The sequence below is a fragment of the Pedobacter aquatilis genome (assembly GCF_032678405.1).
Taxonomy (GTDB): Bacteria; Bacteroidota; Bacteroidia; order Sphingobacteriales; family Sphingobacteriaceae; genus Pedobacter; species Pedobacter aquatilis_A.
Map to the genome: position 1 here is coordinate 412,798 of NZ_JAVTSJ010000001.1, position 25,619 is coordinate 438,416.

General features: G+C 37.5%; 23 protein-coding genes. 13 read left to right on the forward strand and 10 right to left on the reverse strand.

All coding sequences use genetic code 11. The features are described 5' to 3' along the window. Positions 1-5: 5 nt before the first annotated feature. Positions 6-3,314 (reverse strand): SusC/RagA family TonB-linked outer membrane protein, encoded by a 3,309-nt coding sequence (locus tag R2R71_RS01880; RefSeq protein ID WP_316829540.1) that lies wholly within the window; start codon positions 3,312-3,314, stop codon positions 6-8. Between the two features lie 476 nt (positions 3,315-3,790). Next, positions 3,791-5,014, reverse strand: coding sequence for a sterol desaturase family protein (locus R2R71_RS01885; protein ID WP_316829541.1), 1,224 nt, complete (start codon positions 5,012-5,014; stop codon positions 3,791-3,793). Positions 5,015-5,173: 159 nt separating this feature from the next. Between R2R71_RS01885 and R2R71_RS01890 the strand changes: the two genes are divergently transcribed. The 5 genes from R2R71_RS01890 (at position 5,174) to R2R71_RS01910 (ending at position 10,191) form a co-directional block, all read left to right on the forward strand. Then, the gene (locus R2R71_RS01890; RefSeq protein WP_316829542.1) at positions 5,174-5,932 is read left to right on the forward strand and encodes an ROK family protein; all 759 of its coding nucleotides are present in this window, start codon (positions 5,174-5,176) and stop codon (positions 5,930-5,932) included. Between the two features lie 95 nt (positions 5,933-6,027). Further along, entirely contained in the window at positions 6,028-7,443 is a 1,416-nt protein-coding gene (gndA, locus tag R2R71_RS01895) for an NADP-dependent phosphogluconate dehydrogenase (RefSeq protein WP_316829543.1), read from the forward strand. 24 nt (positions 7,444-7,467) lie between these two features. After that, the gene (gene zwf / locus R2R71_RS01900) at positions 7,468-8,982 is read left to right on the forward strand and encodes a glucose-6-phosphate dehydrogenase (protein ID WP_316829544.1); all 1,515 of its coding nucleotides are present in this window, start codon (positions 7,468-7,470) and stop codon (positions 8,980-8,982) included. 106 nt (positions 8,983-9,088) lie between these two features. Continuing rightward, positions 9,089-9,814 carry a 6-phosphogluconolactonase gene (pgl, locus tag R2R71_RS01905; protein WP_316829545.1) on the forward strand — a complete coding sequence of 242 codons (726 nt, stop codon included), beginning with the start codon at positions 9,089-9,091 and terminating at the stop codon, positions 9,812-9,814. Between the two features lie 11 nt (positions 9,815-9,825). Beyond that, positions 9,826-10,191, forward strand: coding sequence for a DUF5655 domain-containing protein (locus R2R71_RS01910; RefSeq protein ID WP_316829546.1), 366 nt, complete (start codon positions 9,826-9,828; stop codon positions 10,189-10,191). On the opposite strand, the gene R2R71_RS01915 is transcribed toward R2R71_RS01910, so the two are convergent. From R2R71_RS01915 to R2R71_RS01925, 3 genes are all read right to left on the reverse strand, one after another. After that, positions 10,188-11,069, reverse strand: a complete 882-nt coding sequence (locus tag R2R71_RS01915) for an exopolyphosphatase (RefSeq protein ID WP_316829547.1) — start codon at positions 11,067-11,069, stop codon at positions 10,188-10,190. The two genes, R2R71_RS01910 and R2R71_RS01915, sit on opposite strands and share 4 nt — an antisense overlap. A gap of 1 nt (position 11,070) precedes the next feature. Continuing rightward, the gene (gene ppk1 / locus R2R71_RS01920) at positions 11,071-13,128 is read right to left on the reverse strand and encodes a polyphosphate kinase 1 (protein WP_316829549.1); all 2,058 of its coding nucleotides are present in this window, start codon (positions 13,126-13,128) and stop codon (positions 11,071-11,073) included. Between the two features lie 97 nt (positions 13,129-13,225). Continuing rightward, complete coding sequence (locus tag R2R71_RS01925; RefSeq protein ID WP_316829550.1) at positions 13,226-13,855, reverse strand: hypothetical protein; 630 nt, start codon at positions 13,853-13,855, stop codon at positions 13,226-13,228. Between the two features lie 74 nt (positions 13,856-13,929). Between R2R71_RS01925 and R2R71_RS01930 the strand changes: the two genes are divergently transcribed. The 4 genes from R2R71_RS01930 (at position 13,930) to R2R71_RS01945 (ending at position 17,354) form a co-directional block, all read left to right on the forward strand. Beyond that, positions 13,930-14,421 carry a YajQ family cyclic di-GMP-binding protein gene (locus tag R2R71_RS01930; RefSeq protein ID WP_316829551.1) on the forward strand — a complete coding sequence of 164 codons (492 nt, stop codon included), beginning with the start codon at positions 13,930-13,932 and terminating at the stop codon, positions 14,419-14,421. 43 nt (positions 14,422-14,464) lie between these two features. Beyond that, positions 14,465-14,911, forward strand: a complete 447-nt coding sequence (locus R2R71_RS01935; protein ID WP_316829552.1) for a GNAT family N-acetyltransferase — start codon at positions 14,465-14,467, stop codon at positions 14,909-14,911. A gap of 69 nt (positions 14,912-14,980) precedes the next feature. Beyond that, a complete protein-coding gene (locus R2R71_RS01940) occupies positions 14,981-15,574 on the forward strand; it encodes a DUF4142 domain-containing protein (RefSeq protein WP_316829553.1) in 594 nt (197 codons plus the stop codon). Positions 15,575-15,740: 166 nt separating this feature from the next. Then, entirely contained in the window at positions 15,741-17,354 is a 1,614-nt protein-coding gene (locus R2R71_RS01945) for a S8 family peptidase (RefSeq protein ID WP_316829554.1), read from the forward strand. A 213-nt stretch (positions 17,355-17,567) separates the two neighbouring features. On the opposite strand, the gene R2R71_RS01950 is transcribed toward R2R71_RS01945, so the two are convergent. Then, positions 17,568-18,614 carry an NAD(P)-dependent alcohol dehydrogenase gene (locus tag R2R71_RS01950; RefSeq protein WP_316829555.1) on the reverse strand — a complete coding sequence of 349 codons (1,047 nt, stop codon included), beginning with the start codon at positions 18,612-18,614 and terminating at the stop codon, positions 17,568-17,570. Positions 18,615-18,738: 124 nt separating this feature from the next. Here R2R71_RS01950 and R2R71_RS01955 point away from each other — a divergent pair, with 124 nt between their 5' ends. Further along, complete coding sequence (locus R2R71_RS01955; protein WP_316829556.1) at positions 18,739-19,389, forward strand: YceH family protein; 651 nt, start codon at positions 18,739-18,741, stop codon at positions 19,387-19,389. On the opposite strand, the gene fabF is transcribed toward R2R71_RS01955, so the two are convergent. The 3 genes from fabF to R2R71_RS01970 form a co-directional block, all read right to left on the reverse strand. Continuing rightward, positions 19,390-20,640 carry a beta-ketoacyl-ACP synthase II gene (fabF, locus tag R2R71_RS01960; protein WP_316829557.1) on the reverse strand — a complete coding sequence of 417 codons (1,251 nt, stop codon included), beginning with the start codon at positions 20,638-20,640 and terminating at the stop codon, positions 19,390-19,392. A 152-nt stretch (positions 20,641-20,792) separates the two neighbouring features. Continuing rightward, positions 20,793-21,560, reverse strand: coding sequence for an SDR family oxidoreductase (locus R2R71_RS01965; RefSeq protein WP_316829558.1), 768 nt, complete (start codon positions 21,558-21,560; stop codon positions 20,793-20,795). Between the two features lie 48 nt (positions 21,561-21,608). Further along, positions 21,609-22,196: a TetR/AcrR family transcriptional regulator gene (locus tag R2R71_RS01970; protein ID WP_316829559.1), complete on the reverse strand. Its 588-nt coding sequence runs from the start codon at positions 22,194-22,196 to the stop codon at positions 21,609-21,611. A gap of 132 nt (positions 22,197-22,328) precedes the next feature. On the opposite strand from R2R71_RS01970, the gene R2R71_RS01975 reads away from it, so the two are divergent. The 3 genes from R2R71_RS01975 (at position 22,329) to R2R71_RS01985 (ending at position 25,011) form a co-directional block, all read left to right on the forward strand. Next, entirely contained in the window at positions 22,329-23,240 is a 912-nt protein-coding gene (locus R2R71_RS01975; protein ID WP_316829560.1) for a helix-turn-helix transcriptional regulator, read from the forward strand. An 82-nt stretch (positions 23,241-23,322) separates the two neighbouring features. After that, complete coding sequence (locus tag R2R71_RS01980) at positions 23,323-24,156, forward strand: SDR family NAD(P)-dependent oxidoreductase (protein WP_316829561.1); 834 nt, start codon at positions 23,323-23,325, stop codon at positions 24,154-24,156. Positions 24,157-24,174: 18 nt separating this feature from the next. After that, positions 24,175-25,011, forward strand: a complete 837-nt coding sequence (locus tag R2R71_RS01985; RefSeq protein ID WP_316829562.1) for an SDR family NAD(P)-dependent oxidoreductase — start codon at positions 24,175-24,177, stop codon at positions 25,009-25,011. A 111-nt stretch (positions 25,012-25,122) separates the two neighbouring features. Here the strand turns inward: R2R71_RS01985 and R2R71_RS01990 are convergent, their stop codons facing one another. Next, complete coding sequence (locus R2R71_RS01990; protein WP_316829563.1) at positions 25,123-25,590, reverse strand: TlpA disulfide reductase family protein; 468 nt, start codon at positions 25,588-25,590, stop codon at positions 25,123-25,125. Between the last annotated feature and the right edge of the window lie 29 nt (positions 25,591-25,619).

Genomic DNA, 25,619 nt, shown 5'->3' on the forward strand with positions numbered 1-25,619 from the left:
TTTCTTTATAAGCCCACAACTAAACGTACACCATAAGTTCTCGTGGCTGGCAACTGACCCGTTTCAAAACCCTGAACAATATCAGTTCCAGATAAGGTTCCAAATTCAGGATCGAATGCTGGCCATGGCGACCAGATAAATAAGTTACGGCCGTAAGCGCCAATTGTTAATTTGGTAAAACCAATTTTCTTCAAGAAAACCTGACCAAAGGCAAAAGTTACATTTGCCTCCCTGAACTTTAAGTAGTCTGTTCTGAAAACACTTCCTTCAGCCTGATCTGAGCCATATAATGAAGTGTAAAAGCTTTCTAAGTTTGTAGCAACTACATCATTAGTACGGTAAGTTCCGTTTGCATTTTGAACCACACCATCACCAACAACACCATTATACCTTCCTGGTAAGGTTAAATTAAGTTTACCCAAAGCGGCCATTCTCGAGAAAGTAAGTGAATGGGCAACTGCCCCCAGTTGGGCATCAAACAAACCATTTACACTAAAACGACCATAAGTTAATGTTGTGCCAAAACTGAACCTGAATTTAGGCATCGTATTACCTAAATATACTAAGCCGGTTGATGTTTTTGCATTACCCGTGGTTGCATCATAAACAATTTGTCCATCTGGCGAGCGCAGGAAACCATTTCCATATAAATCTCCCATGCTACCCCCAACATTGGCAACAATTTGTCCACCACCCAGGGCACCTGTTCTAAGCACTACAGAACTATCAGCAAGTTCTACAATTTTATTTCGGTTCGCCGTAAACGTTCCGGTAAGTTCCCACTTAAATTTCTTTGTCTGAATCGGCGTACCATTTACAGCAAGCTCGATCCCTTTGTTCTCCACTTTACCAACGTTAAACACTGCAACATTGTAACCAGTAGCCCTATCAACAATACGACTTAAAATCTGATTCTTGGTATTTCCTAAATAAGCTGCAAAATCAAAGTTTAAACGGTTTTTAAACAAACGTAACTCTGTACCAACCTCTATAGTAGTTGTTTTAAGTGGCTTAAGGTTCGGATTTGGTAATATATTCGGATTAGTCATTGCGCTATCCGGGTAAATACCGTTCGAAGCCAAATTATAGTTATAGGCAGTACGATAAGGTGTTGTACCACCACTACCAACCTGAGAAATTGAAGCTCTTAGTTTAAAGAAGCTGATTTGAGATGGTAATTTCCAGAAATCAGACAATATGAATGAAGCACTTGCTGATGGATAGAAAAACCCAACATTATCTGTTCTGAATGGTGTTGCAAGTGTACTGCTCCAATCCTGACGACCTGTTAAATCAAGATATAGATAGTTCTTATAAGTGAATGATATCGCTGCATAAAAACTGTTAATTCTGTAACGGGCAGTATCAGGAACTGAAACTAATGGATTTGCATTATTTGTTAAACTGTAATTACCGGGAATTACCAAACCATCAGCTCTAAGTTCAGATTTATTATACTGGTTACGCATCTGGCTTCCACCAACATTAGCATTCATTCTTAATGACTCTGAAATTTTCTTATCATATTTCAATAAGAAATCTGCATTAATCTCATAAGAATTAATGTCTTGTACACGATAAGAACCTTGAGCAAATTTATTACCTGCAGCATCCCACGGGCGTTGTGTTTCGCGGATATCATGATTATAATCAATTGAACCTCTAACCAACAAACTCAATTCATCGGTAAATTTATAATTTGCCTGCAGGCTACTCAATACACCATTTCTTCTTTGCTTATTTAAATATTGTTCAGAAATTGCATAAGGGCTTTCAGGGTTTGTTGTTGTGATGTTCACAAACTGAACATTTTCTTTACCATTTACCCAGTAATCGCGATACCAGTCTGTATTTACGTTTGGCTGTGCAAACATAAACCAGTACATCAGCGATTGGTTTCCATAACCTGTTGCAGGTAAATTATCGCTATGCCTGTTATTATAGGCCGCTTTGAAATTAATATTCAATTTTTTTGTTACATCGGCATTTGCAGAAAATGAAGCCGAAGTACGCTCTAAACCTGTATTAGGAACAATCCATTCGTTATTGCCGTGACTGGCAGAAAAACGCATACCCACTTTTTTATAAGTTCCGTCCAAACTCACAGAATTTGAAGATTCGAAACCAGTTTGAAAGAAAGCATCAACGGGGTTTTCATACGCTACCCATGGTGTTCTGGTTAAGCCTCTGGTTTTGGTTGCCGGATCATATTGATAATACATACCTCCCTGATTAAAAGGAGCACCCCAGCTGGCACTTGTACCATTTGTACTTGGCCCGTCTTCAGTTGCACCATAAGAGAAATAACCAACACCAAACTGCCCCTGGCCATACTGGTTTTGAATATCAGGGCTTTTACTTACCTGTTCCCATGTACTGTTAGAGGTAAATGTAATATTAAGTTTTTTACTCTTTTTATTACCTGATTTTGTTGTAATGATAATCGCACCGTTTGCGCCACGCTGACCATAAAGCGCAGAAGCACCCGGGCCTTTTAATACGGTTACACTTTCAATATCATCAGGATTTAAATCGTTCAAAGCAGAGCCAAAATCTGGCGGCATAATATCACCTGAAGTTCCGTAAACACCACCAGAAGAAGCAGCTGTACGGCGAGCGGAACTGCTGGCAACAACTCCATCAATAACAATTAATGCTTCGTTATCTCCGGTCAGGTTATTTTCCCCTCTTAAGATGATTTTATTCGATGCTGCAGGGCCGCTATTACGTACAAGATTTAAACCCGCCACTTTGCCAGATAAGGCATCGGTCCAGTTACTCGCCACAGCATTTGTAAAAGCGCTACTGTCAACTTTTGTTGTAGAATAACCCAATGATTTCTCTTCACGCTTAATACCTAAGGCTGTTACAACAACATCATTCAATTGGCTTGAAGCTGATTTTAGCCTGATGGTAATATTATTTTCATTCTTATCGAAAACCCTTCTTACAGCAGTATACCCAAGCATATTAAATACTACTGTACTACCTTTCGGAATAGAAATACTATAATTACCATCGTTATTGGTTACACCTAGGTTTCTTTTATTAATATCGGTAATTGTAATTCCTACTAAAGGCTGGTTGTCATCTTCATCCAATATCGTTCCTTTTATCATTACATTTTGCTGAGGCTGCTGAGCCGACACATTAGTTAAAAAAAATGATAATGAAATAAAAAGCAGTAAAATCTTAATCCAGTTTCGATGTGGACTAAAAACTTTTGCCGATTTCTTGAGATCATCAGGAACGTTTCCATTTTCTGGCCATACGCACTGAAACCCCACATTTTGTTGGGTAAAATTTTCGTTCATAATTGTTTATATCCGGTTAGTATTATTAGGAAATTGATTAATTAAGTTATCAGAACCGGACGCCGGCAAAATAACCTTACCAACATTAAGTAAATATTAACTAACTATTAAAATAAAAAAGGCAAGCCTCATACTCTTGCGATTTATTAGCTTTATATTACTTAATGTTTCGTTAACTAAAATTATAAAAACAAATCGAAACTAAAAACAATTTATTGAAATCAAAAATAAGTTTATAACTGGAAAAGTTATGGAAATAAAATATAGATTCGGGTATAGCCAAACAAATGACAAAACAAGCCAAAAAAGCCCCATTATTGACATTAATCTATATCAACGAATTATTAGGTGTTCAAAAAAGTAGCAGTAATAATTTCGTTACCTTAAGAAACACAAGAATAGAAAATACAAAACAACATGAAACATAAGCATTGTAACAATACTATACCATTTCAAAACCGAAAGCTATTGAAATACTAATCATTATTGTTTTTATACTTTAAGACGTATTTATTGTAAAGAGATTTTAACGCAAATATTCTCTCAAGTATGATTAATCCCACAACCGGAAAGATCAATAATTCAAAAATGCCGAAGATAAAAAACACATAGGCAAAAATAGAAATCAGCCTGAAACACTCCAGGTAGTAAATCCATTTTCTCTGTTCGAGTAATGCGCCAATGTTAATTAGTGTAATCATGATAAATACAAGAATTGCAATTGCATTCAACGAATTGATTGACTCATAAAACATTGTTGTCAGCGTTAAAATTGCAACAATTAAAATCAGTTGAAAATTAACGTAACCTTTAAACTTAATCTTTTCCTCATCATGCTTCCTTTGAAGATATCGTTCTTCCAGCTCTGGCCTGATACCCTGATCCATCAGCGCCGGGCTTCCAAAAACGGCAATCCACTTTTCCTTGAAACCGTTAGCCCTCCTATATGCTTCGATAATTTCCAGGTAATAATGAAAATGCTGCCAGAGAAAACTATAACTCTTAATCGGGTGTGTTAAGCCATAGCTTGGTGGTTCTTCTTCAGTCTGAAATGTACCAAAAATCTTATCCCAAAACACAAACACATCTCCATAGTTTTTATCAAGATACTTTTCATCTGAAGCATGATGAACACCATGAAGAGACGGTGTTATAAAAACATGCTCGAGCCAGCCAATTTTACCTATAAGCTGTGTGTGTGTAAAAAAAGAATATGCCCCGTGTGCAAGAAGTATTACAATGATCATATCCGGATGAAAGCCAATAAAAGGAAGTACACACCAGAATACATTTCTGAAAACAGCCTGAATAGTTGTTATTCTTGCAGCTGCAGATAAATTAAACTCCTCGCTTTGATGATGAACGATATGTGCCGCCCAGAGAAAATTAATTTCGTGCCCAAGGCGATGGTACCAGTACCAAACTAAATCAGTAGCTAAGAGCAGAAATATCCATATATACCATTTATTGGGGATATTAAATAATGCATAGTTTTTATACACCCATTCATAAAGCTGGTAAAAACTTGCTGCTATAAACAGATTTAATAATCGCTCTGCTATCCCAACACTAAAATTAGCAATCGAACTTTCGTATTTGAAAACCGAGCTTCTTTTCTTCTGTTGAGCGAGTTTATACTCCAGAAATACAAAAATAAAAAAAGCAGGAATGGCAAAAGCAAGATAATTAACGTTGTTCATAGCAAGGATTTGTTGTATTACGTTGCAAACATAAAAATATTCTATTAATTACATAGATTTAGTAGTTATTTTTATTTACACATAAATTACTTCCAAAAGCATTTAATGTTTGTTGTTTTAATTTATTTGTAGAACTTCGAAGCGGATAAAAGCACAATTATGGCAACAAAAAAGCAAGCTGAAAACACCAATATTTTATCCATAGATATTGGCGGTACAAGTATTAAAACAGTTCTATTAGATGAGAATGGAAATATGTTATCAGAATATTTAAAGTTAAAAACCCCTGATGGCGCAACACCAAAGGATGTTTTAACGGGAATTATTGAACTGATCAAGCCTTTTCCAGATACTTACGATCGCGTTTCAGTTGGTTTTCCAGGCTATGTTAAAAATGGCGTAGTAAAAACAGCTCCTAATCTTGCCAAAAATAAATGGGATGATATAGATTTAGGTCAGCGAATTGCCAATGCATTAGGTAAATCGGTTAGGCTGGTTAACGATGCCGACCAACAAGGACTAGGCGTTGTAGAAGGTAAGGGTTTTGAAATTGTTTTTACAGTTGGTACCGGTTTTGGAACTGCTTTATTATTTGATGGTGGTCTGCTTCCACATCTGGAACTGGCCCACTTCCCGATTAGCAAAGAAGAGGATTATGATGATTATATCGGTAACAAAACCTTTGAAAAAATTGGTGCAGAACGCTGGAATAAACGCTTGAAGAAAGTTATCGAGATTTATAAAACGGTTTTCAATTATGATACATTGTATATTGGCGGCGGAAATTCTAAACAAATCGATTTTAAGCTAGAGCATAATATTAAAATTGTATCGAACAGAGATGGAATAAAAGGTGGTGCAAAGCTGTGGAAACTGGCTGACGGAAATAATATTACAACATTAAAACCTAATAAATAGACATTCTTTTAAGCTATTTATTACAATCATTTAACATCACTAATAAGAATATTAATTTGTAAACGCTAATTTTGGGCATAATCAAAACACAAAAAATGGCAAATAACAATTCCAAACAATATAAATTGGGTATGATTGGTTTAGGCACAATGGGCCGTAACCTCTTATTAAATATGGCCGACAAAGGCTTCTCAGTAACAGGTTATGATAAAGATCATAAAATGATTGCAAAGCTTGAGGAAGAAGGAAAGAACCATAACCTTGAAGGTTTTGATAATATTGAAAACTTTATTGACAGTTTAGCTACTCCCCGTACATTGGTACTGTTAGTTCCGGCCGGGCCAATTGTTGATAGTGTTATTGCAGAATTAAAACCCCTGTTAAGTAAAGGCGATATTATTATTGATAGCGGAAACTCACACTTTACCGACACCAACCGTAGAGTTGATGAATTGGAAAAAGATGGTCTGCATTTCTTTGGAATGGGTATTTCAGGAGGTGAAGAGGGAGCACGTTTTGGCCCTAGTATGATGCCTGGTGGCGATAAGCAAGCCTACAATGTGGTTAAAGATGTTTTCGACGCCATAGCAGCTAAAGTAAATAACGACCCTTGCGTAACTTATATTGGCCCTGGTGCTTCAGGCCATTTTGTTAAAATGGTACATAACGGCATTGAATATGCTATTATGGAGCTTATCGCAGAAGTCTACGGCATTCTAAAAAATGGCCTTGGTTATAGTAATGAAGAAATCTTTAAGGTATTCAAAAAATGGAATGAAGGCAGACTTCAGTCATTCTTACTGGAAATCACCGCTGAAATTTTCGTTTTTAAGGATGGCAATACGAATATTGATTTGTTAGATCAGATTAAAGATGAAGCACGCTCGAAAGGAACTGGAAAATGGACTTCGGAAGTTTCGATGGAATTACAGTTACCAATTCCGACAATAAATGAGGCTGTTTCAAACCGTGATTTATCAAAATTCAAGAAATTACGTGTATCGCTCGAAGAAGCATTCGGCAAAAAAGACACAAAAATTAATGTTTCTATTGAAGAACTGGAAGATGCCTTTTATTTTTCAATGATAAGTGCCTATGCACAGGGTATGCATTTATTGGTTCAGGCATCTAAAGAATATCAGTACGATTTAAAACTTCAGGAGATCGCTAAAATATGGCGTGGCGGATGTATCATCAGGGCTAAATTTCTTGAAGATATTTATCAGGCATATGAAAAAACAAACAGTCTTGAACATCTTTTCGGAGATTCTGGCATTCAGGAAATTATTAAAAGCACATTAAATGGAACACGTAAAACTGTTTCTGCTTGTATAAATTCTGGTTTAGGAATCCCGGCATTTGCCTCAACCCTAACCTATTTCGACACCATTACTACTGGCCGCATGCCATCTAACTTAATACAGGCACAGCGGGATTTCTTTGGTGCACACACGTTCGAGCGCATTGATCAGGAAGGCGTATTCCATGCCGACTGGAATAAATTATCTTAACAATACCGATTTAAAAACATAAAAATGAAATCAAATACCGTGTTAAGCCCAACAATATTTGTAATATTTGGAGGCACAGGTGATTTAAATAAACGCAAACTAGCCCCTGCGCTTTATAACCTGTTTATCGAAGGCTACATGCCTGATAAATTTGCTGTTATTGGTACGGGGAGAACTGAATTTACTGATGATAGCTACAAAGCCGCTTTAGAAGACGCAGTTAATGAATTTTCCCGCTCAGGAAAAGTAAAAAAAGATAAATGGGAAGAATTTGGCAATACAATTCATTATTGCCCAACAGATTTTGCCCAGCCCAAAACATTTGAAAATTTAAAGGCAGCCGTAGAAAAATACCAGAAAGAATACGGACCAAAAACACAGGTTATTTTTTACCTGGCTGTTGCACCTAACTTCTTCCCTGTTATTGCCGAGTGTTTACAAAAATATAAGTTAACACAAAATGAAGATAACAGCCGTATTGTTATCGAGAAACCTTTTGGTCATGATTTGGAATCAGCTAAAGAATTGAATAAACTTTTGAGTACAATATTTACTGAAAAACAAATTTACCGTATTGACCATTACCTGGGAAAAGAAACTGTTCAGAATATGATGGCTTTCCGTTTCGCCAACTCATTATTCGAGCCGCTATGGAACAGATCTTACATCGACCATGTTCAGATATCTGTTACAGAACAATTAGGCGTTCAGGATCGCGGTGGCTATTACGAGGGTGCAGGTGCTTTAAGAGACATGATTCAGAATCACTTATTGCAGTTGCTGTGTTTAATTGGCATGGAAGCACCGATTACTTTTGATGCTGATGAAATCAGAAACAGAAAAGTTGAGGTATTGAAAGCAATGCGTCCTTTCACATCTGAAGATATTCGTTTTGGAACTGTTCGTGGCCAATACAGCAAAGGTTGGGTAGAAGGCAAAGAAGTACCGGGTTACCGTCAGGAAAAAGGTGTTGATGCACACTCAAATACTGAAACATTTGCAGCAGTTAAGTTCCATATCGATAACTGGAGATGGCAGGGAATTCCTTTCTATTTGAGAACAGGAAAGCGCTTAAATCAAACTTCATCACTTATAACCATACAGTTCAGGGATGTACCTCATCAGATTTTCTCTTCTGATGTAACTGAAAACTGGCAGCAAAACAGATTGGTTATCAGCATTCAGCCGGAAATGAGTATCCGTATGCAAGTTCAAGCTAAAAGACCGGGACTAAATATGGTACTGAATCCAGTAGATATGGTTTTCGATTATAAAGGAACATATGAAGGCGATACACCGGAAGCATACGAAACCCTGCTATTGGATGCAATGATGGGCGATCAGACATTATTTATGCGTGGCGATCAGGTTGAAGCAGCCTGGGAACTGGTAATGCCTATTTTAAATACCTGGGAAAGTAAAAAATCAATTAATTTCCCTAACTACCCGGCCGATAGCTGGGGCCCGGAAGAAGCCGAAGCACTTATTGCCAGAGATGGCTTCCATTGGTTTAACCTGCCTTTAAAGAATAAAGACTAATAATTACCTCACCATTGCGAGGCGCAAAGCAACCCAAAATATCATAAAATAAACGATTATAAAATCAGATTGCTTTGTTCCTTGCAATGGTGTTACCTTATAAAACATGAACTTACTCATATACAAAACGCTCGAAGAATTAAACCAGGATTTGGCTGATTATGTTATCAAAATTGCTGAGTTAGCGATTGAAGAAAACGACCGGTTCAATTTCGTATTAACAGGAGGCAACTCACCTAAAGAGCTTTATAGAATTCTATCGGTAGATTGTAAGGACAGAATTGATTGGGAAAAGGTTTATTTTTTCTTTGGTGATGAACGTAATGTACCAGCCAGCGACGAAAATTACAATGGCTTAATGGCGAAGAAAAACTTCTTCGATAACCTGAATATTGCTGATGATCATATTTTTTATGTAGATACAACCCTGGCTCCTGAAAAGGCAGCTATTGAATATAAAAAAGCCATCGACAAACATTTTAACGGGAATGATATCGTTTTCGATTTAATTTTACTGGGCATGGGCGATGACGCACATACCGCATCGATTTTTCCAGGCACAAGTTTGGTAAAAGATGAAGAAGTAAATGTTGCCTCAGTATTTGTTGAAAAACTAAATACTTACCGCATCAGCCTTACGGCACCATTAATAAACAAAGCCGAGAATGTTGCCTTTTTAGCCTTTGGCGATAACAAAGCAAATGCGTTAAGCCATGTAATCGGTGATGAGGATAAAAATTTTGAAACTTATCCGGCGCAATTAATCAATCCGATTGATGGAAAATTAACCTGGTTTGTTGATGAAGCTGCAGCTAAATTATTGGAAGATTAATCAAAATAAACATGTCTGAACAAAATGATTTATCAGACTTTTTAAATGGAAAAACGGAATATGCTCTTGAGTTATTCCGTTTTTTTGTTGATGAATTCAGCAAAGTGGCTGAAGTAAATGTTCGTGCCTTAAAATCGATGATTTCGATAGAAGGAAGACATAATTACGTTTATATAACACAACTAGGCAAAAACTTTGTTCACGTAGTGTTTCATTTCAAAACACCTTTTGAAGAGAATCTGTGCTTCAATAAAATAGCACAAGTACCAGGTACTAATCAGTTTAATCATCACCTCAGGCTTTATTTCAAAGAAGATATTAACGATGAAGTTAAAGCTTTTATGAAACTAGCGGCTTCAGGCAACCAAAATGCTTAATCTAACTTTTCTTCGATTAAAAGTTTAATAATACCATCAGCCATACCCACCTTTGGTACGTAAATCTGCTTAATTCCTGTCCATTTCATTAAAGTAAGGTAAATTTCACAGGCAGGAATAATAACATCAGCCCGATCAGGATTTAAGCCCAAAACATTTATTCTTTCCTTAAGTGAATAACTTGTTAAGCGATTGTATAAAGCATTTAATTTTTGGAGCGACATTGGTGCGCCTTCCTTTTCATCGGCCATACGAAAAAGCTTGTTGATGTTACCACCAGTTCCAATTCCAGCAAGGTGTTTGTAAGCTTTCGTATTGTCTTTCACCCAGGTTTTCATTTCTTCCCAGGTTTCTTCCTTATCCTGATTATCAAGCATCCTTATCGTACCGATATTGAAAGATTTAGAGGCTTCAGGAACACCATTTACAAAAACAGAAAGTTCGGTACTACCGCCACCAACATCAATATAAAGATAGGTTTTATCCTGATCCAAATCCTGTTCAATATGATTGGCATAAATAATATTAGCTTCCCGCTGGCCCTCAATAATTTCGAGCGTTAATGACGTCTCTTCTTTAATAAGCTTTACAATTTCCTGCCCGTTTGATGCTTCACGCATCGCCGAGGTGGCACAAGCAAGATATTCTGTAACATGGTAAACATCCATCAGATTTTTGAAAGCAGTCATCGTTTTTACCAGATCGCCGGCTTTTTTTGGCGAAATATGCTGATCTAAGAAAGCATCATCGCCCAAGCGCAAAGGCACACGGATTAAGGTGTTTTTCTTATACTTATATGCTCCATCATGTTTACTGATATCTGCGATGAGTAACCTAACCGCATTCGAACCGATATCTATTGCTGCGTATCTTAACATATTATTGATGCTTGGTTTTCAAATAGTTATAAATATCTACCTGAGCCCTTGTCTTTTTACTTAACCTGTTTTTATGGTACCTGTTATTATTCTGGGCGTTTATTTGCCTTGCTTTTGTATTATCCTGCAATTGCAAATCAATCATATCCTGAATTTCCTGCTTAACATCAGCATCTAAAACAGGAAAGCCAACTTCTACCCGGTGATCGATATTTCTGCTCATCAAATCGGCAGATGATAAATACATATCATTTTTGCCATTGTTACTGAAAATGTAGACCCGGGCATGTTCTAAAAATTTATCGATAATACTAACGGCAGTTATGTTTTCACTAAATCCTTTAACACCAGGAACCAGGCAACAAATCCCTCTAACAATTAGCTGGATTTTAACACCAGCATTGCTGGCCTCGTAAAGCTTACTGATAATCCCCTCGTCGGCCAAACTGTTTACTTTCAGCAGTATATAGGCTAATTTACCAGCCTTTGCATTCCTGATTTCGCGGTTAATAAAATTGGTAAGCTTTGATCTGCTTTCCAAAGGAGATACAATTAAATGCTTAAATCCTTTAGTAACCGTACGTTTTGTTAAAGCATCGAAAAGCTTCGCTAAATCATTTGTTATTTCTTTCCTGGCTGTGAATATGCTATGGTCGCAATAAATGTTAGCTGTTTTTTCGTTGAAATTTCCTGTTGCTAAATTTGCGTAATACACAGGCTTATCTTTTTCAATACGTTTAACAAGACAAATTTTTGAGTGTACTTTGTAATCAGTTAGGCCATAATTTACCTTTACCCCTTCTTCCATCAACCTCCCGGTCCAGAAAATATTGGCCTGTTCATCAAAACGGGCTTTTAATTCCAATAAAACCGAAACGTTTTTTCCGTTTTTAGCCGCATTTATTAATGCATTAATCACTTTAGAGTTCTCGGCAAGGCGATACAAAGTAATCTGAATATCAGTAACTTTCGGATCTATTGCTGCTTCACGCAGAAACAGAATGATATAATCGTATGATTGATATGGTAAATTTACGAGGTAATCTTTGTGTGCAATTTTGGAAAAAACACTCTCAGTACGATGCAAACCATGAACTTTTAAAGGTACATTGGGTGTATATTCCAGTTCTTTACCGCCAACATTTGGAAAAGCAATAAAGTCACCAAATTTATGATAACGGTTTCCTGGAATTAAACTTTCGGCTTCGAGTTTAAGTTTATTGACCAACACAGTTAACATGTTCAAAGGCATGGCCGAATCGTAAAGTAAACGCATAGGCTTACCTTTTTTACGTTTCTCGAGGCTACTTTTTAAATCGTCAATAAACTTATCACTGATGTTTTTATCAATATCCAGTTCTGCATCCCTTGTTAACTGAATGGAATACGCTTCCAGGTTATCATAGGTAAAAACATAGAAAATATCATCAAGACAATAACGGATAATATCTTCAGCAAGAATGATAAATTTTAAATCATTTGTTTCTGGCAGAACAAGAAACCTGGGTAAATTCGGTGGAATTTCAATTAAAGCATATTTCTCCCTCAGTTTGGTATCTTTTCTCGATAACTTAACAAAGAAATATAAAAACCTATCCTTCAATTCAGGGAAAGGTTTATCCATATCGAGCATTATGGGAACCAGGTTCGATAGAATTTTATCTCTAAAATGGTTTTTAACAAATTCACCCCTGCTTACATTCAGCTGCGTATCGTTTAAGATAAATATCCGGTTTTGAGCCAGTTCATTAATTAATGTAGCCTGAAAAAGCTGGTCGAATTTACGTTCCTGCCTAACAACAATGTTTTTAATTTCATTAAGGATCTTCTTCGGATTAAAACCTAAAAGTGCTTTGGCTTTTTCATTAAGATTGGTTAAACGGGTCATTGTGGCAACCCTAACCCTATAAAACTCTTCGAGATTGGACGAGAAGATAGATAAAAATTTGATACGTTCTATTAGTGGAACAGTTTCATCTGCTGCCTCCTGCAGTACGCGTTCATTAAAATACAACCAACTTATTTCGCGATTAAAAAAAGGTATCTTCTTCTTGCTCATTTAAAAAAATAAAAATCCCTGCCAAGCAGGGATGCCCAAAACTGCAAATTTATTTGTTAAATCGATGTTAATTCATAACCATATTAATGTTAACAAACTATTTAGCCGGTGGTGTTTTGGTCGTTTTTTTAACAGCGGGTTTAGCGGTAGTAACGGCTTTTTTCGCTGTCGAAGCAGCTTTTGTTGCAGCGGCTTTAGCCGGCACAGCCTTCGCAGCTATTGTAGCAGTAGTTTTTTTTGCAGTAGCTGCTTTCGGAGTAACAGTACTAACAGCCTTTTTAGCTACAGGAGCCTCTTTTTTAACTGTTGATACCGCCTTTGCCACTTGCTTACTTATTGCTTTCTCGGCCTTTTCCTCTGAAGCAATTGCGGCAACTTTTACACTTTGAACCACAGGTTTAGCTTTAGACACAGCTTTTTTAACTACTTTTTCGGCCTTAACAGCAGCCTTTGTTGTTGGTTTTTTAACCTCTTTTTCTGCTTTTTTAGCGCTATGTAATAAATCATCAATCTTGTGCCCAACATCTGCTTTTATCACAGTAAACTTTTTGGTTAATTTTTTAGCCACTCTTTTACTTGCCTTAGCTACCTCTGTACTAATTTCCGAAGCATCGTGCCCCAGGCTTTTTACTACTTCTAAAAACTGAGCAGTTAAAGATTGTTCCAATTGCTTTTTAGCATCTTTTTTAGTGGTTTTTTTTTGAGCCTTAGCCTTAGTGGTTTTCATAATATTTTCGTTTTTTTGTGGTATCAGTAATTATCTATTAAATCTACTTATTTTTTTACTTTAAAGCTAAAACCATGCCTTCTTTTGATATCGTAAGTAAAGTTGATGCGCAAACACTCGATAATGCAATTAACAATGCTAAAAAGGAAATTTTAAACCGTTTCGATTTTAACGGTTCTAAAAGCACCATCGATTTGGACAAAAAAACCAATGTGGTTACCATTGTAACTGAAGACGACATGCGTTTAAAAGCAATTGAAGGTTCGATTATTTCCAGAATGATGAAACAAAATTTAGACCCTAAAAGTTTGGATTTTGGTGATGAACACCAGGCTTCGGGCAATATGATCAGAAAAGAAATAAGCATTAAAGAAGGTTTAGATAAAGAAGCTGCTAAAAAAGTTGTTGCCAAAATCAAAGCAAGCGGGTTAAAAGTTCAACCATCAATTATGGATGATCAGATTCGTGTTACAGCGAAAAAAATCGACGACCTGCAAGCCGTAATAAGCCTTTGCCGTAATGAAGATTTCGGACAGCCATTGCAGTACATTAATATGCGCAATTAATTGTTGTTGATTAGTTATGGCTTAATTCGTAGAAATATTCAAAATGGAAATCAGCGAAAACGGATTCATATTTTCCGATAATAAAGCGCTTATTAAAACTGAGTCAGTGCATCACTATCTCAGTGAATCGTCTTATTGGGCAAAAAACATCCCTTTCGAAACGGTAAAAAAATCTATTGAAAATTCTCTTTGTTTTGGCATTTATAAAGACAATGAACAAGTCGGCTTCGCCAGATGGGTAACGGATAAAGCTACTTTTGCCTACTTGTGCGATGTTTACATAGAAGAACACTTCAGAGGCCAGGGTTTATCGAAAAAACTAATGTCATTCATGATCTTTCATCCTGATTTACAGGGATTACGACGTTACCAGCTAACAACTTTAGATGCACATAAGTTGTATAGCCAGTTCGGTTTTTCAGCAATAAATAATCCCGAAAGGCAAATGGCAATCGTGATCGAAAACATTTATCAAACCCAAAAACATTAACTACCCATACCGGCTATAGAAAACTTTTCTTCTACTTTCTTGTTTTTCAATCAAACAATAGAGAAAGTAATGAAAAAGATAATTTTAGGTTTAGCCTTCGCAGCGGCGATAACATTTCAGGCTTGCCAAAGTGCAGATAAAAAATCATCGACTACAAAAGACAGCGTTTCCGGAGATACCACTATGGTTAATGGTGTTCACGTTACGGGCTCCGAAAGCACTGAATCTTCGCTTGATGAAGAAGGTGCTACTTTTTTAAAGAAAGCTGCTGTTGGCGGTTTAATGGAAGTAGAGGCTGCTAAAATTGCTTTAACAAATGCGAAGAGTGCTGAAGTGAAGAACTTCGCTGAGCAGATGATTACCGACCATACCATGGCAAATAAGGAGCTGAAAGAGCTGGCAATAAAAAATAAAATTATTACTCCCGATGCCTTACCAGCTGATGAGCAAATACATCTGGACGCAATGAAAAAACTTAAAGGAAACGATTTTGATAAGCACTATATTGCCATGATGGTAGATGACCATGAGAAAACCGTTAAACTTTTCGAACAGGGAAAACATAATAAAAATGCTTCTTTAAAAACATGGGCAACTAATACCTTAACTGTAATTGAAGACCATACTGCGAAAGCAAAAGAAATTGCATTGTCTTTAAAATAATAAAGCCTCAGCCGGCTAAAAAAGCAGAATTCAACAGGAATGAATTCTGCTTTTTATTTAACCGGATTAAACGAATACTAATTGTTCGCATAACATCATTTTTAATTGGGTTTTATAATTTAAAGAAAATTAAACCTATATTTTGCCGTTAAATACAAAAACACAAATGAATAAGAATAGAATTTTCAAAGCCCTATTAAGCTTTATTGTAGCGATATCAGCGCCATTTATTGCTGATGCCCAAAAACCAAACTGGCAAAACCTCGATTTAAAAACCGATTCGGTATTCGGAATTGGCACTGAGAAAGCGTACAAGGAATTGCTTAAAGGTAAAAAATCTACAAGGGTTATCGTTGCCGTGAACGATGGTGGTGTAGACGACCAACATGAGGATTTGAAGAGAATTATGTGGGTAAATACCAAAGAAATTGCAGGAAATGGCAAGGACGACGATAACAACGGTTATATAGATGATATTCATGGCTGGAATTTTATTGGTGGTGCAAAAGGTTCGGTAGACCATGAAACCCTTGAGCTAACCCGTTTGGTTCGTCGCGATATGGTTCGATTTGCGAATACTACTGATGCCAATGTAACCGAAAAAGATAAAAAAGATTATGAAGCATTTAAGGTTATGCGCTCTGATTTGGAAAAACAACTGGGCGAAGCTAATTCGAACTTAGCTGGTTTAACAGGTTTTAAAAGCGCCCTCGATGCTGTTGTTAAGAAAATTGGAAAAACAAACCCTACAGCAGAAGATTTTGCGAAATTTAAACCTGAATCAAACGCTGATGCCCGTATACAGGAAGTTTTGGCTGATGAACTTAAAAAAGGAAGTTTTGCCGATTTTTATGAAGACCAGATTGTTGAAGGTGTTAAATATTACACTGAACAAGCTAATTATAATTTAAACCTCGATTATAACCCACGAGACATTGTTGGCGACGACCCAAATAACGATAAAGAAAAATTCTACGGCAATAACGATGTTAAAGGCCCTGACGCCATGCATGGCTCACACGTAGCGGGTATTATCGCGGCAGACAGGACCAATAAAATCGGTGTAAATGGCGTAGCAGATAATGTTGTAATTATGGGTGTTCGCTGTACACCAAATGGAGATGAGCGTGATAAGGATGTGGCGAATGGAATCCGCTATGCGGTAGATAACGGTGCAAAAGTAATTAACATGAGTTTTGGAAAAGCTTACAGCTGGGATAAAGCTATCGTTAACGAGGCCATGAAATATGCTGCATCAAAAGATGTACTGATTGTTCAGGCTGCAGGTAATGAAAATAAAGACATCGATACCGAAAACAATTTCCCTAATCATAAAGATTTAGATGAAAAAACCATTGCATCATGGATTACTGTTGGTGCATCCGGTCCAAAAGACGATGAAACATTAAAAGCAAGTTTCTCTAACTTTGGAAAAACCCAGGTTGATGTTTTTGCTCCTGGCGTTCAGATTTACTCTACAGTACCAGGTTCAAAATACAAAAATCTTGACGGAACGAGCATGGCATCGCCAGTTGTTGCAGGTTTAGCAGGATTAATCCGTTCTTATTATCCTAAGCTTAGTGCTGCGCAGGTAAAAGAAATCATTGTAAAATCAGTAACGAAAGTAAACCACAATGTTTCTTATAAAAAAGGTGAAGGTGAAGATGCTCCTAAAGTTTCTGTTCCATTTGCCGATTTATCAATCAGCGGTGGTATCGTGAATGCCTACAATGCACTAAAACTGGCGGCAACTTACGATGGCAAATCAGCTGCCAAATAAAAAGAAGATATTTATTCGTTATAAAAAATGCGAACCATTTAGGTTCGCATTTTTTGTTTATCATCCTTTCTAAAATGTACTTAGATTTTCGATAAGTAAAGCAGGTTCATTGCTGATCGTTTATTTCAGTCCTGCTGTTCATTATAGCCCTCGTACCTCGGGGCTGTCATTTCCATCAGGTTTATAATCCGCAGGCTTGCTCCTGCCTAATCCTTAAACCGTTGCCATATCAATCACAAAACGGTATTTTACATCACTGCTTAAAACCCGTTCGTAAGCTTCATTTACATAATTGATGTTAATGACCTCTACATCGGAAGTAATATTATGAGCAGCACAGAAATCTAACATCTCCTGTGTTTCCTCTATACCTCCAATGCTCGATGCAGTTAACACCCTGTTGCCATGCATTAACGCAGACCCCGGAAACTTCAAAGGTTCAGGAGGTATTCCTACACAAATATGTACGCCGTTTACATTTAACAGTTTCAGGTACATTTCATAATCGTGCGGAGCAGAAACCGAATCGATGATAAAATCAAAATGCTTAGCATATTTTTTCAATTCTTCAGAATCTTTTGTAATGACAAAATGATGTGCACCTAATTTTTTGGCATCCTGTTCCTTAGATGGTGAGGTACTTAATACAGTAACATCTGCACCAAAGGCAACGGCGAATTTCACAGCCATGTGTCCTAAACCACCTAAACCCAATACTGCCACTTTATGACCTTTTCTGATTCCCCATCTTTTTATAGGCGAGTAAGTGGTAATCCCTGCACAGAGCAAAGGCGCAACACCCGCCAATGGAAGTGATTCGGCTACACTCACCACAAACTCTTCAGTACAAACTATTTTATTCGAATAACCACCATAAGTTGGTGTGGTTTTATCACGTTCTACGCTGTTATAAGTCCATACTGTTTCTCCTTTTTCACAAAACTGTTGCTGGCCGCCTTTACAGGTCGGGCATTCTTTGCAACTGTCAACCATGCATCCAATACCAGCCAGCTGGCCAACTTTGAATTTGGTAACTTGACTTCCTACTTCAGTAATACGGCCAACTATTTCATGTCCTGGCACCATTGGATAACGGGCTGGTCCCCACTCACTTCTTACCTGATGAATATCTGAGTGACAAATGCCACTATATAAAATTTCAATCAAAACATCTTTCGGCCCTACATTTCTTCTTTCGAAATTCCATGGAGCCAGTTTATCAGTTTGGCTGTGAACAGCATATCCTTTTGCAGCTATCATATCATTTAAATTTTCGGCAAAGCTATAAGATTAGGAAATAAGCTTCGTCATTTTGGATTCATTTAAGCTGATTAAATTTATCAAAATATTTACATGATATGCATTCAATTTCTATTTTTATCAAATGGAAGATATTAAACCACTACCCGATTTATCAGCAGCAGAACAACGTGTGCTGGGTTCGCTTATAGAAAAAAGCAGAACTACACCTGATTATTACCCGATGACACTGAATAGTTTAACTGCAGCATGTAATCAAAAAAGCTCAAGAAATCCGGTGGTGAATTATGATGAAGAAACGGTTACGCTCACCTTAAATTCCTTAAAAATTAAAGGCTTAATATCTACAGCTACAGGAGGTGGAAGCCGTGTAATCAAATATAAACATAACCTTGGGATCGTTTATCCTTTGGTTCCATCTGAACTTTCTATCCTTTGTCTCTTGCTTTTAAGGGGACCGCTTACACCTGGTGAAATTAATAGTAATTCAGGAAGGCTTTACGAATTTGAAAGTATTGAGGAAATACTGGAGCAGTTACAAAAACTCTCAGAAGAAGCACCTGCTTTCGTAAAACTATTACCCAAAAAAACAGGACAAAAAGAAGCTCGTTTCGTTCATTTACTTGGTGAGCAAGCCGACATACAGGAAACGGAGCAGCAAGCCCCTGAAGCAACAATTTTCCAGCCCAATGAAGAACTGGAAAATCGTATAAGTAAATTGGAAAAAGAACTCGAAGAATTAAAAGAATTGGTTAATCTTTTAATGGATAAATAATTAAGCTTCGTATTTCTTAAAAATTGTGCTGGCAACATGTCCACCGAAACCGAACGTGTTGTTAAGCACATAATTGATTTCTTTTTTAATAGGCTCAGCTAGAACAATGTTTAATCCGGCAGGGATTTTTTCATCAAGTTTTTCGGTATTGATAGTTGGTGGAATAACACCATCTTTAATAGCCAGAACACTGATTAAACTCTCTACTGCGCCTGCAGCACCGAGTAAATGACCTGTCATTGATTTTGATGCGCCAACTACAACTGGTAAATCACCAAATACATTTTTCACCGCAACAAGTTCACTGATATCCCCTAAACCGGTTGATGTAGCGTGAGCGTTGATGTAATCGATTTGACTGGTGGCAATACCAGCATCATTTAACGCTTTTTTCATACCAAGCGTTGCTCCGATTCCATCCGGTGGTGTGCCTGTTAAGTGATAGGCATCACCAGCCATTCCACCACCAACCAATTCGGCATAAATGGTAGCACCTCTTTTTAAAGCATGCTCAAGCTCTTCAAGGATCAATGCGCCTGCACCCTCGCCCATCACAAAACCATCACGCGATTCATCGAAAGGCCTTGAAGCCGTTTCCGGACTGTCATTTCTTTTAGAAAGTGCCTGAGCAGCATTGAAACCACCTACTGAAGCTTCTGTAATGGCTGCTTCCGAACCTCCTGCTACCATAATATTAGCTTTCCCCAAACGAATGGTATCAAAAGCACTGATGATTGCGGTATTCGACGAGGCACATGCAGATACCGTACAATAATTAGGTCCGCGGAGCTTATGACGAATGGAAACCACACCTGCAGCAATATCTACAATCATTTTAGGTATAAAGTAAGGATTAAACCTTGGTGTCTTGTCGCCTTCATGAAATTCAGCCAACTGCTGTTCAAAAGTAGAAATACCGCCATTTCCCGTTGCCCAGATTACGCCTACCTCTGCCAGTTCATCATCCGACATCGCCGTGAAGTCTAAACCTGCATCAGCAATAGCCTGATCGGTAGATGCGATAGCATACTGTGTAAACAAATCGTACTTTTTAATTTCTTTTTTATCTATATATGAAGTGGCATCAAAGTCTTTTACTTCAGCTGCAAACTGTGTTTTAAATTTGCTTGTATCGAATTTAGTAATGGGTCCCACACCACTTTTACCAGCTAAAATATTCTGCCAGAAGGTTTCTACTGTGTTTCCAAGGGGCGTTATCGCACCTAATCCTGTAACAACTACTCGTTTCATTTTTATTCGTTTTAATTTATCCTGCATGCAGGGAATCAATACCATTGATCAGCATTGATCAAGTTTTTACGCTTATCGCCGCAAAGGTGACAATTCTCATCGTATTAATTGCCATATTTAAATACAAAAGTTCTTTGCTCTGACATCCTGAACTACTGAATGGTTTCTGCCCAGGCTTTTCGGTTTGCATTCATGGCATTCAATGCATCCTGGGGCGACTGACGAAACAATTCATATATTTTTGCGGTATCGCCAACCCTGATCTCATATTCATCTCTGGCTAAAGCAGCGATAAACTCATCTGCTACCACTGATGGTTTTATTCCATTATGACCGCCAATTTCCTTTGAAAATTCTGTATCAACCAATGGCGGCATCAGTTCAAAAACTTTAACCGATGTATTTTCAAGGCTCAGTCTTAATGAGGTGGTGTAAGAATGCAAGGCTGCTTTACTGGCTGCATATCCCGGCAAACTAATTCCGGGCACATAGGCAACAACAGATGAAACGTTAACGATTGCAGATGCATCCTGTGTGCGAAGAATCGGCAGTAGTTTTTGGTTTAATCTAACGATGGATAAATAATTGGTCAACATTTCCTCTTCAGCATTGGTGTATGCATCCTGGGCTCCATCAGCCAGATGATACAATAGCGCCCTGCCTGCATTATTAATAACCATATTTAAATGGGGGAAGTTCTTACCAATCCTTTCAACCAGGTTATCTACTTCATTTGCCTTACTTACATCAAATTGTATTGCCGTAACATTTTTCAATCCATCTGTTGCTCGGGTCAAACGTGATGCATCTCTGCCAGTTACAATAACATGGTTATTTAAAGCCGTTAATTGTTTAACAATTTCTAAGCCTATACCAGCAGTGCCGCCGATAATTAATACTGTGTTTTGTGAAGTTTTCATTTTTACATGTTATTTAATACCAATCGGTATATTTTAGATTAAATTTTTTTAATTCAGACTATTAATGTAATTTTTTAAAGAATCCATGATCAGGTTCCAATGGTCAATTTTGTTGGTAAGTCTCGAAATCATAATCCCTCCTTCAATCATCGCAATAACCGTTAGTGCAATTTGTTCTGCATTTTGACCTGATTTAATTTCCTTTGCCGAAATTCCATCTTCTACCAATTTGACCAGACTTTTTTTCCAGGATAACACCGCTTTTAATGCTTTTTCCCGCAAAGCCGGATGCGTATCATCTGCATCCGTTGCAGTGTTAAGAATCGGACAACCTCCTTGAGAAATCCCACCTTTAAAAAACTGTTGATATACCTCAACGTAAGCTAAAAGTTTACCTTTAACCGAAGCAAGGCTATTCATTCTTGCTTCTATCTTCGAGATATTGTTACTCAGGTTATAATCGAACACAGCTAAAGCTACTTCATCCTTATTGGCAAAATTCCCATATATACTACCCTTGGTCAAGCCAGTTGCTTCCGTTAAATCACTTAAAGAAGTTCCTGCAAAACCCTTTTTATTAAAAATTGGTGCAGTTTTTTCAATAATAAAGTTTCTGGTTTGTTCTGCCTTAGTCATAACAATAATTGAATAAACAAATATATACCGATTGGTATATTTAATTGTCATAATCAGGTAAATGATGCTTTACGCAGTATAGGTTTTGAACGACAAGTTTTAAAAGAAGTTTGAATTTTGTAATTTTGATACATGAGCAAAATAGAAAGTCTTGAAGATTTCTACCAGAAGAAATTTGATTTCTTACCAGATAACCTCCAAAAAGATATGGGGCATTTCAATGTCTTCAGACTGGAAGATTGTTTGGGTGATGATAAACCACCAATGAACTACAGTCGCAGGGATTTTTACAAAATAGCCCTGAACAGAGGACATAATATTTATCATTATGCGGATAAAAGTGTTGAAATTGATGGTACTGCGCTCATGTTTTTTAATCCACAGGTCCCCTACACCTGGGAACTTGCCAGTGGAAACATCGCTGATGTACGTGGTTATTTCTGCATTTTCACGGAAGCATTTTTCAACGAAAAAATTCGTGGAAACATCGGCGACTTGCCAATGTTTGCCTTAGGAGGTAAGCCTGCTTATGTGTTAAATAAAGAACAGGATGCACTCATTTCGTCCATCTTCCAGAAAATGCTGGATGAAATCAATAGTGATTATATCTATAAATACGATCTTCTGCGTAATTACACCACCGAAATTACCCACTTTGCTCTAAAAACAAATCCTTCGGAAGCTTTGTACAAACACCCTGATGCCAATTCACGGATTACTTCTGTATTTACAGAGCTTTTAGAAAGACAATTTCCTATTGAGAATACCTCACAACGATTCACCATGCGCTCGGCGAAAGATTATGCAGCACAACTTGCCGTACATGTCAACCACCTCAACAGGGCGATAAAGGAAACTACCGGACGCACCACTACGCATTACATATCTGAACGTTTACTTAGCGAAGCAAAGGCTTTACTGAAACACACGGATTGGAATATCTCCGAAATAGGCTATTGTTTAGGCTTTGAAGAACCAACACATTTCAATAACTTTTTCAAGAAACTCACCAACCATACGCCTACTTCATACCGAATTGTTTGAATTTCGTAATCATCAGTTTGATTCCTGTAATATGATTTTTTAATTCTCAACCTAATTTTGTCTTAACAAAAAGGATAAAATTATGGGACTTAAAAAAGTTTGGTTTGTAACTGGTGCATCTAAAGGATTAGGACTAAGTTTAGTAAACCAATTATTAAAAGCTGGACAGTTTGTTGCCGCAACATCCAGAAATGTAAACGATTTAATAGCAGCAGTAAACTCTAATTCTGAAAAATTTCTACCCTTAGCTGTAAATCTAAGCGATGAAATAAGTGTAGAACAAGCCATTAATGCTGCAATAGCAGAATTTGGAAGAATTGATGTATTGATCAATAATGCAGGCTACGGCATCGGAGGAAGTATCGAGGAGCTAACGGATGAAGAAACCAGAACGGCATTTGATGTGAATGTTTTTGGAACAATTAACGTCATCAGAAAAGCTAGTCCGCATTTAAGGGCACAACGCTCTGGTCATATCATTAACATAGCATCAATTGCAGGTATTGCAGGGAACACAGGTTGGTCGGTATATTCTGCGGCCAAAGCTGCTGTAATTGCCCTATCAGAAGTTTTAGCTGAAGATGTAAAAGCTTTTGGCGTCAAAGTTACAGTCGTAGCTCCTGGTGCATTCAGAACGAGTTTTCTTACCGCCGATTCGCTGGTGTTGGCAAAAAACCCAATTGCAGAATATGAAGATGTTCGTGCAGTACACCAAAAGTATTTACAAATGGACGGCGTACAGGTTGGCGACCCGGAAAAAGCCGCTGCAGCAATGATTTCACTCGCCAGCATGCCAACTCCACCAGTTCGTTTATTGTTGGGCGATGATGCTTTACAAAGAGCTACCGCTAAAACCCAAGCATTAACAAAGGAGTATCAGGACTGGAAAGCAATCACCATTTCAACTGATTATTAATCATTAACCACAAAAATCATGGAAAATAAAAAAGTATGGTTCGTTACGGGTGCATCAAAAGGCCTCGGACTGACATTAGTAAAAAAATTATTAAATAAAGGATATGCCGTTGCGGCAACTTCAAGAAACCTAAGCGATTTATCACAGGCTGTTGGTGATTTTGAAAACTTTCTACCACTTTCGGTTAACCTCCTGAGCGAAGAAAGTGTAGAAAGCGCCATAGGTCAAACCATTAGTAAGTTCGGAAAACTGGATGTTGTGGTAAACAATGCTGGCTATGGTATGGTTGGGGCATTGGAAGAATTAACAGATAAAGAATCGAGAGAGAACTTCGACGTAAATGTTTTTGGCTCACTAAACGTCATCCGTAAAGCTCTACCACAAATGCGTAAGCAACAATCAGGGCATATCTTTAATATTTCTTCAATCGGTGGCTTCTCAGGTAATTTCCCTGGATTCGGAATTTATTGTGCAACGAAATTTGCCGTAGCTGGTTTTACAGAATCGCTTGCTGCTGAAGTGAAATCGCTTGGCATTAAAGCTACAGTAGTTGAGCCTGGATACTTTAGAACAGAATTTTTAACGTCAGGCTCACTGGCCATACCTGCAAACCCAATCGATGCTTATAAAGAAGTACGTGAATCGCAGGCCGCTCACCAGAACGACATTAATAATCAGCAGCCTGGTGATCCGGCTAAGGCAGCTGATGTGATGATCGCCGCAGCTGAAATTGAAAATGCACCGTTACATCTTTTCTTAGGCCCGGATGCTTATCAGGTTGCAAACGCTAAAATTGCTGATGTGCAGAAAGACATGGAAGCATGGAAAGATTTAGCTACGGCTACTAACTTTTAGACATTAATACACTAGCAATAGCGTTCATCATTGCAGCCGAAGCAATCTCATTAATTGATTGCTTCGGCTTGCTTAATTTTAGCCCTACAACAAGACACTTCGCACAAACACTTATTTAAGGTTCAGCAGTGTTTTGTTCAATTCTTCTTCCGTAAGTTCCTTCTCATAAAAGCGCCTCGACTTTTTATTCACGAATAATGTGGCTGGTATTGCTCCCGACCACTTCTGATCGATTCTGGCAATATATTCCTGTTGATCAGATTCATTTAACAGAAATACTTCTGCTTTTATATTATTCTTTTGCACGAAAGGAATAACTGCTTTCTCCAGTTTAGATTTAAAATCCAGGCTTACCAATAAAACCTTTACTGGTTTGTTTACATTCGCTACCCTTAATTTTTCGAAATGAGGCAATTCCGCAACACATGGCGAGCACCAGGTTGCCCAAAAATTTATAACATAGGTTGTATCCTTACCAGCTGCAATCCGCTTATCTAAATCATTAAGAGTAAGCAATTTTACTTGAGCATTAGCAGAATAAGTGATGATGCATAGGCAAAAAATAATAAGTATACGCATAGGTTTATGATAAAGACTTGTGGATATTG

Coding starts and splice junctions, on each gene's coding strand:
- R2R71_RS01880 (WP_316829540.1), bottom strand. CDS start 3,314: ATGAACGAAAATTTTACCCAACAAAATGTGGGGTTTCAGTGCGTATGG.
- R2R71_RS01885 (WP_316829541.1), bottom strand. CDS start 5,014: ATGAACAACGTTAATTATCTTGCTTTTGCCATTCCTGCTTTTTTTATT.
- R2R71_RS01890 (WP_316829542.1), top strand. CDS start 5,174: ATGGCAACAAAAAAGCAAGCTGAAAACACCAATATTTTATCCATAGAT.
- gndA (WP_316829543.1), top strand. CDS start 6,028: ATGGCAAATAACAATTCCAAACAATATAAATTGGGTATGATTGGTTTA.
- zwf (WP_316829544.1), top strand. CDS start 7,468: ATGAAATCAAATACCGTGTTAAGCCCAACAATATTTGTAATATTTGGA.
- pgl (WP_316829545.1), top strand. CDS start 9,089: ATGAACTTACTCATATACAAAACGCTCGAAGAATTAAACCAGGATTTG.
- R2R71_RS01910 (WP_316829546.1), top strand. CDS start 9,826: ATGTCTGAACAAAATGATTTATCAGACTTTTTAAATGGAAAAACGGAA.
- R2R71_RS01915 (WP_316829547.1), bottom strand. CDS start 11,069: ATGTTAAGATACGCAGCAATAGATATCGGTTCGAATGCGGTTAGGTTA.
- ppk1 (WP_316829549.1), bottom strand. CDS start 13,128: ATGAGCAAGAAGAAGATACCTTTTTTTAATCGCGAAATAAGTTGGTTG.
- R2R71_RS01925 (WP_316829550.1), bottom strand. CDS start 13,855: ATGAAAACCACTAAGGCTAAGGCTCAAAAAAAAACCACTAAAAAAGAT.
- R2R71_RS01930 (WP_316829551.1), top strand. CDS start 13,930: ATGCCTTCTTTTGATATCGTAAGTAAAGTTGATGCGCAAACACTCGAT.
- R2R71_RS01935 (WP_316829552.1), top strand. CDS start 14,465: ATGGAAATCAGCGAAAACGGATTCATATTTTCCGATAATAAAGCGCTT.
- R2R71_RS01940 (WP_316829553.1), top strand. CDS start 14,981: ATGAAAAAGATAATTTTAGGTTTAGCCTTCGCAGCGGCGATAACATTT.
- R2R71_RS01945 (WP_316829554.1), top strand. CDS start 15,741: ATGAATAAGAATAGAATTTTCAAAGCCCTATTAAGCTTTATTGTAGCG.
- R2R71_RS01950 (WP_316829555.1), bottom strand. CDS start 18,614: ATGATAGCTGCAAAAGGATATGCTGTTCACAGCCAAACTGATAAACTG.
- R2R71_RS01955 (WP_316829556.1), top strand. CDS start 18,739: ATGGAAGATATTAAACCACTACCCGATTTATCAGCAGCAGAACAACGT.
- fabF (WP_316829557.1), bottom strand. CDS start 20,640: ATGAAACGAGTAGTTGTTACAGGATTAGGTGCGATAACGCCCCTTGGA.
- R2R71_RS01965 (WP_316829558.1), bottom strand. CDS start 21,560: ATGAAAACTTCACAAAACACAGTATTAATTATCGGCGGCACTGCTGGT.
- R2R71_RS01970 (WP_316829559.1), bottom strand. CDS start 22,196: ATGACTAAGGCAGAACAAACCAGAAACTTTATTATTGAAAAAACTGCA.
- R2R71_RS01975 (WP_316829560.1), top strand. CDS start 22,329: ATGAGCAAAATAGAAAGTCTTGAAGATTTCTACCAGAAGAAATTTGAT.
- R2R71_RS01980 (WP_316829561.1), top strand. CDS start 23,323: ATGGGACTTAAAAAAGTTTGGTTTGTAACTGGTGCATCTAAAGGATTA.
- R2R71_RS01985 (WP_316829562.1), top strand. CDS start 24,175: ATGGAAAATAAAAAAGTATGGTTCGTTACGGGTGCATCAAAAGGCCTC.
- R2R71_RS01990 (WP_316829563.1), bottom strand. CDS start 25,590: ATGCGTATACTTATTATTTTTTGCCTATGCATCATCACTTATTCTGCT.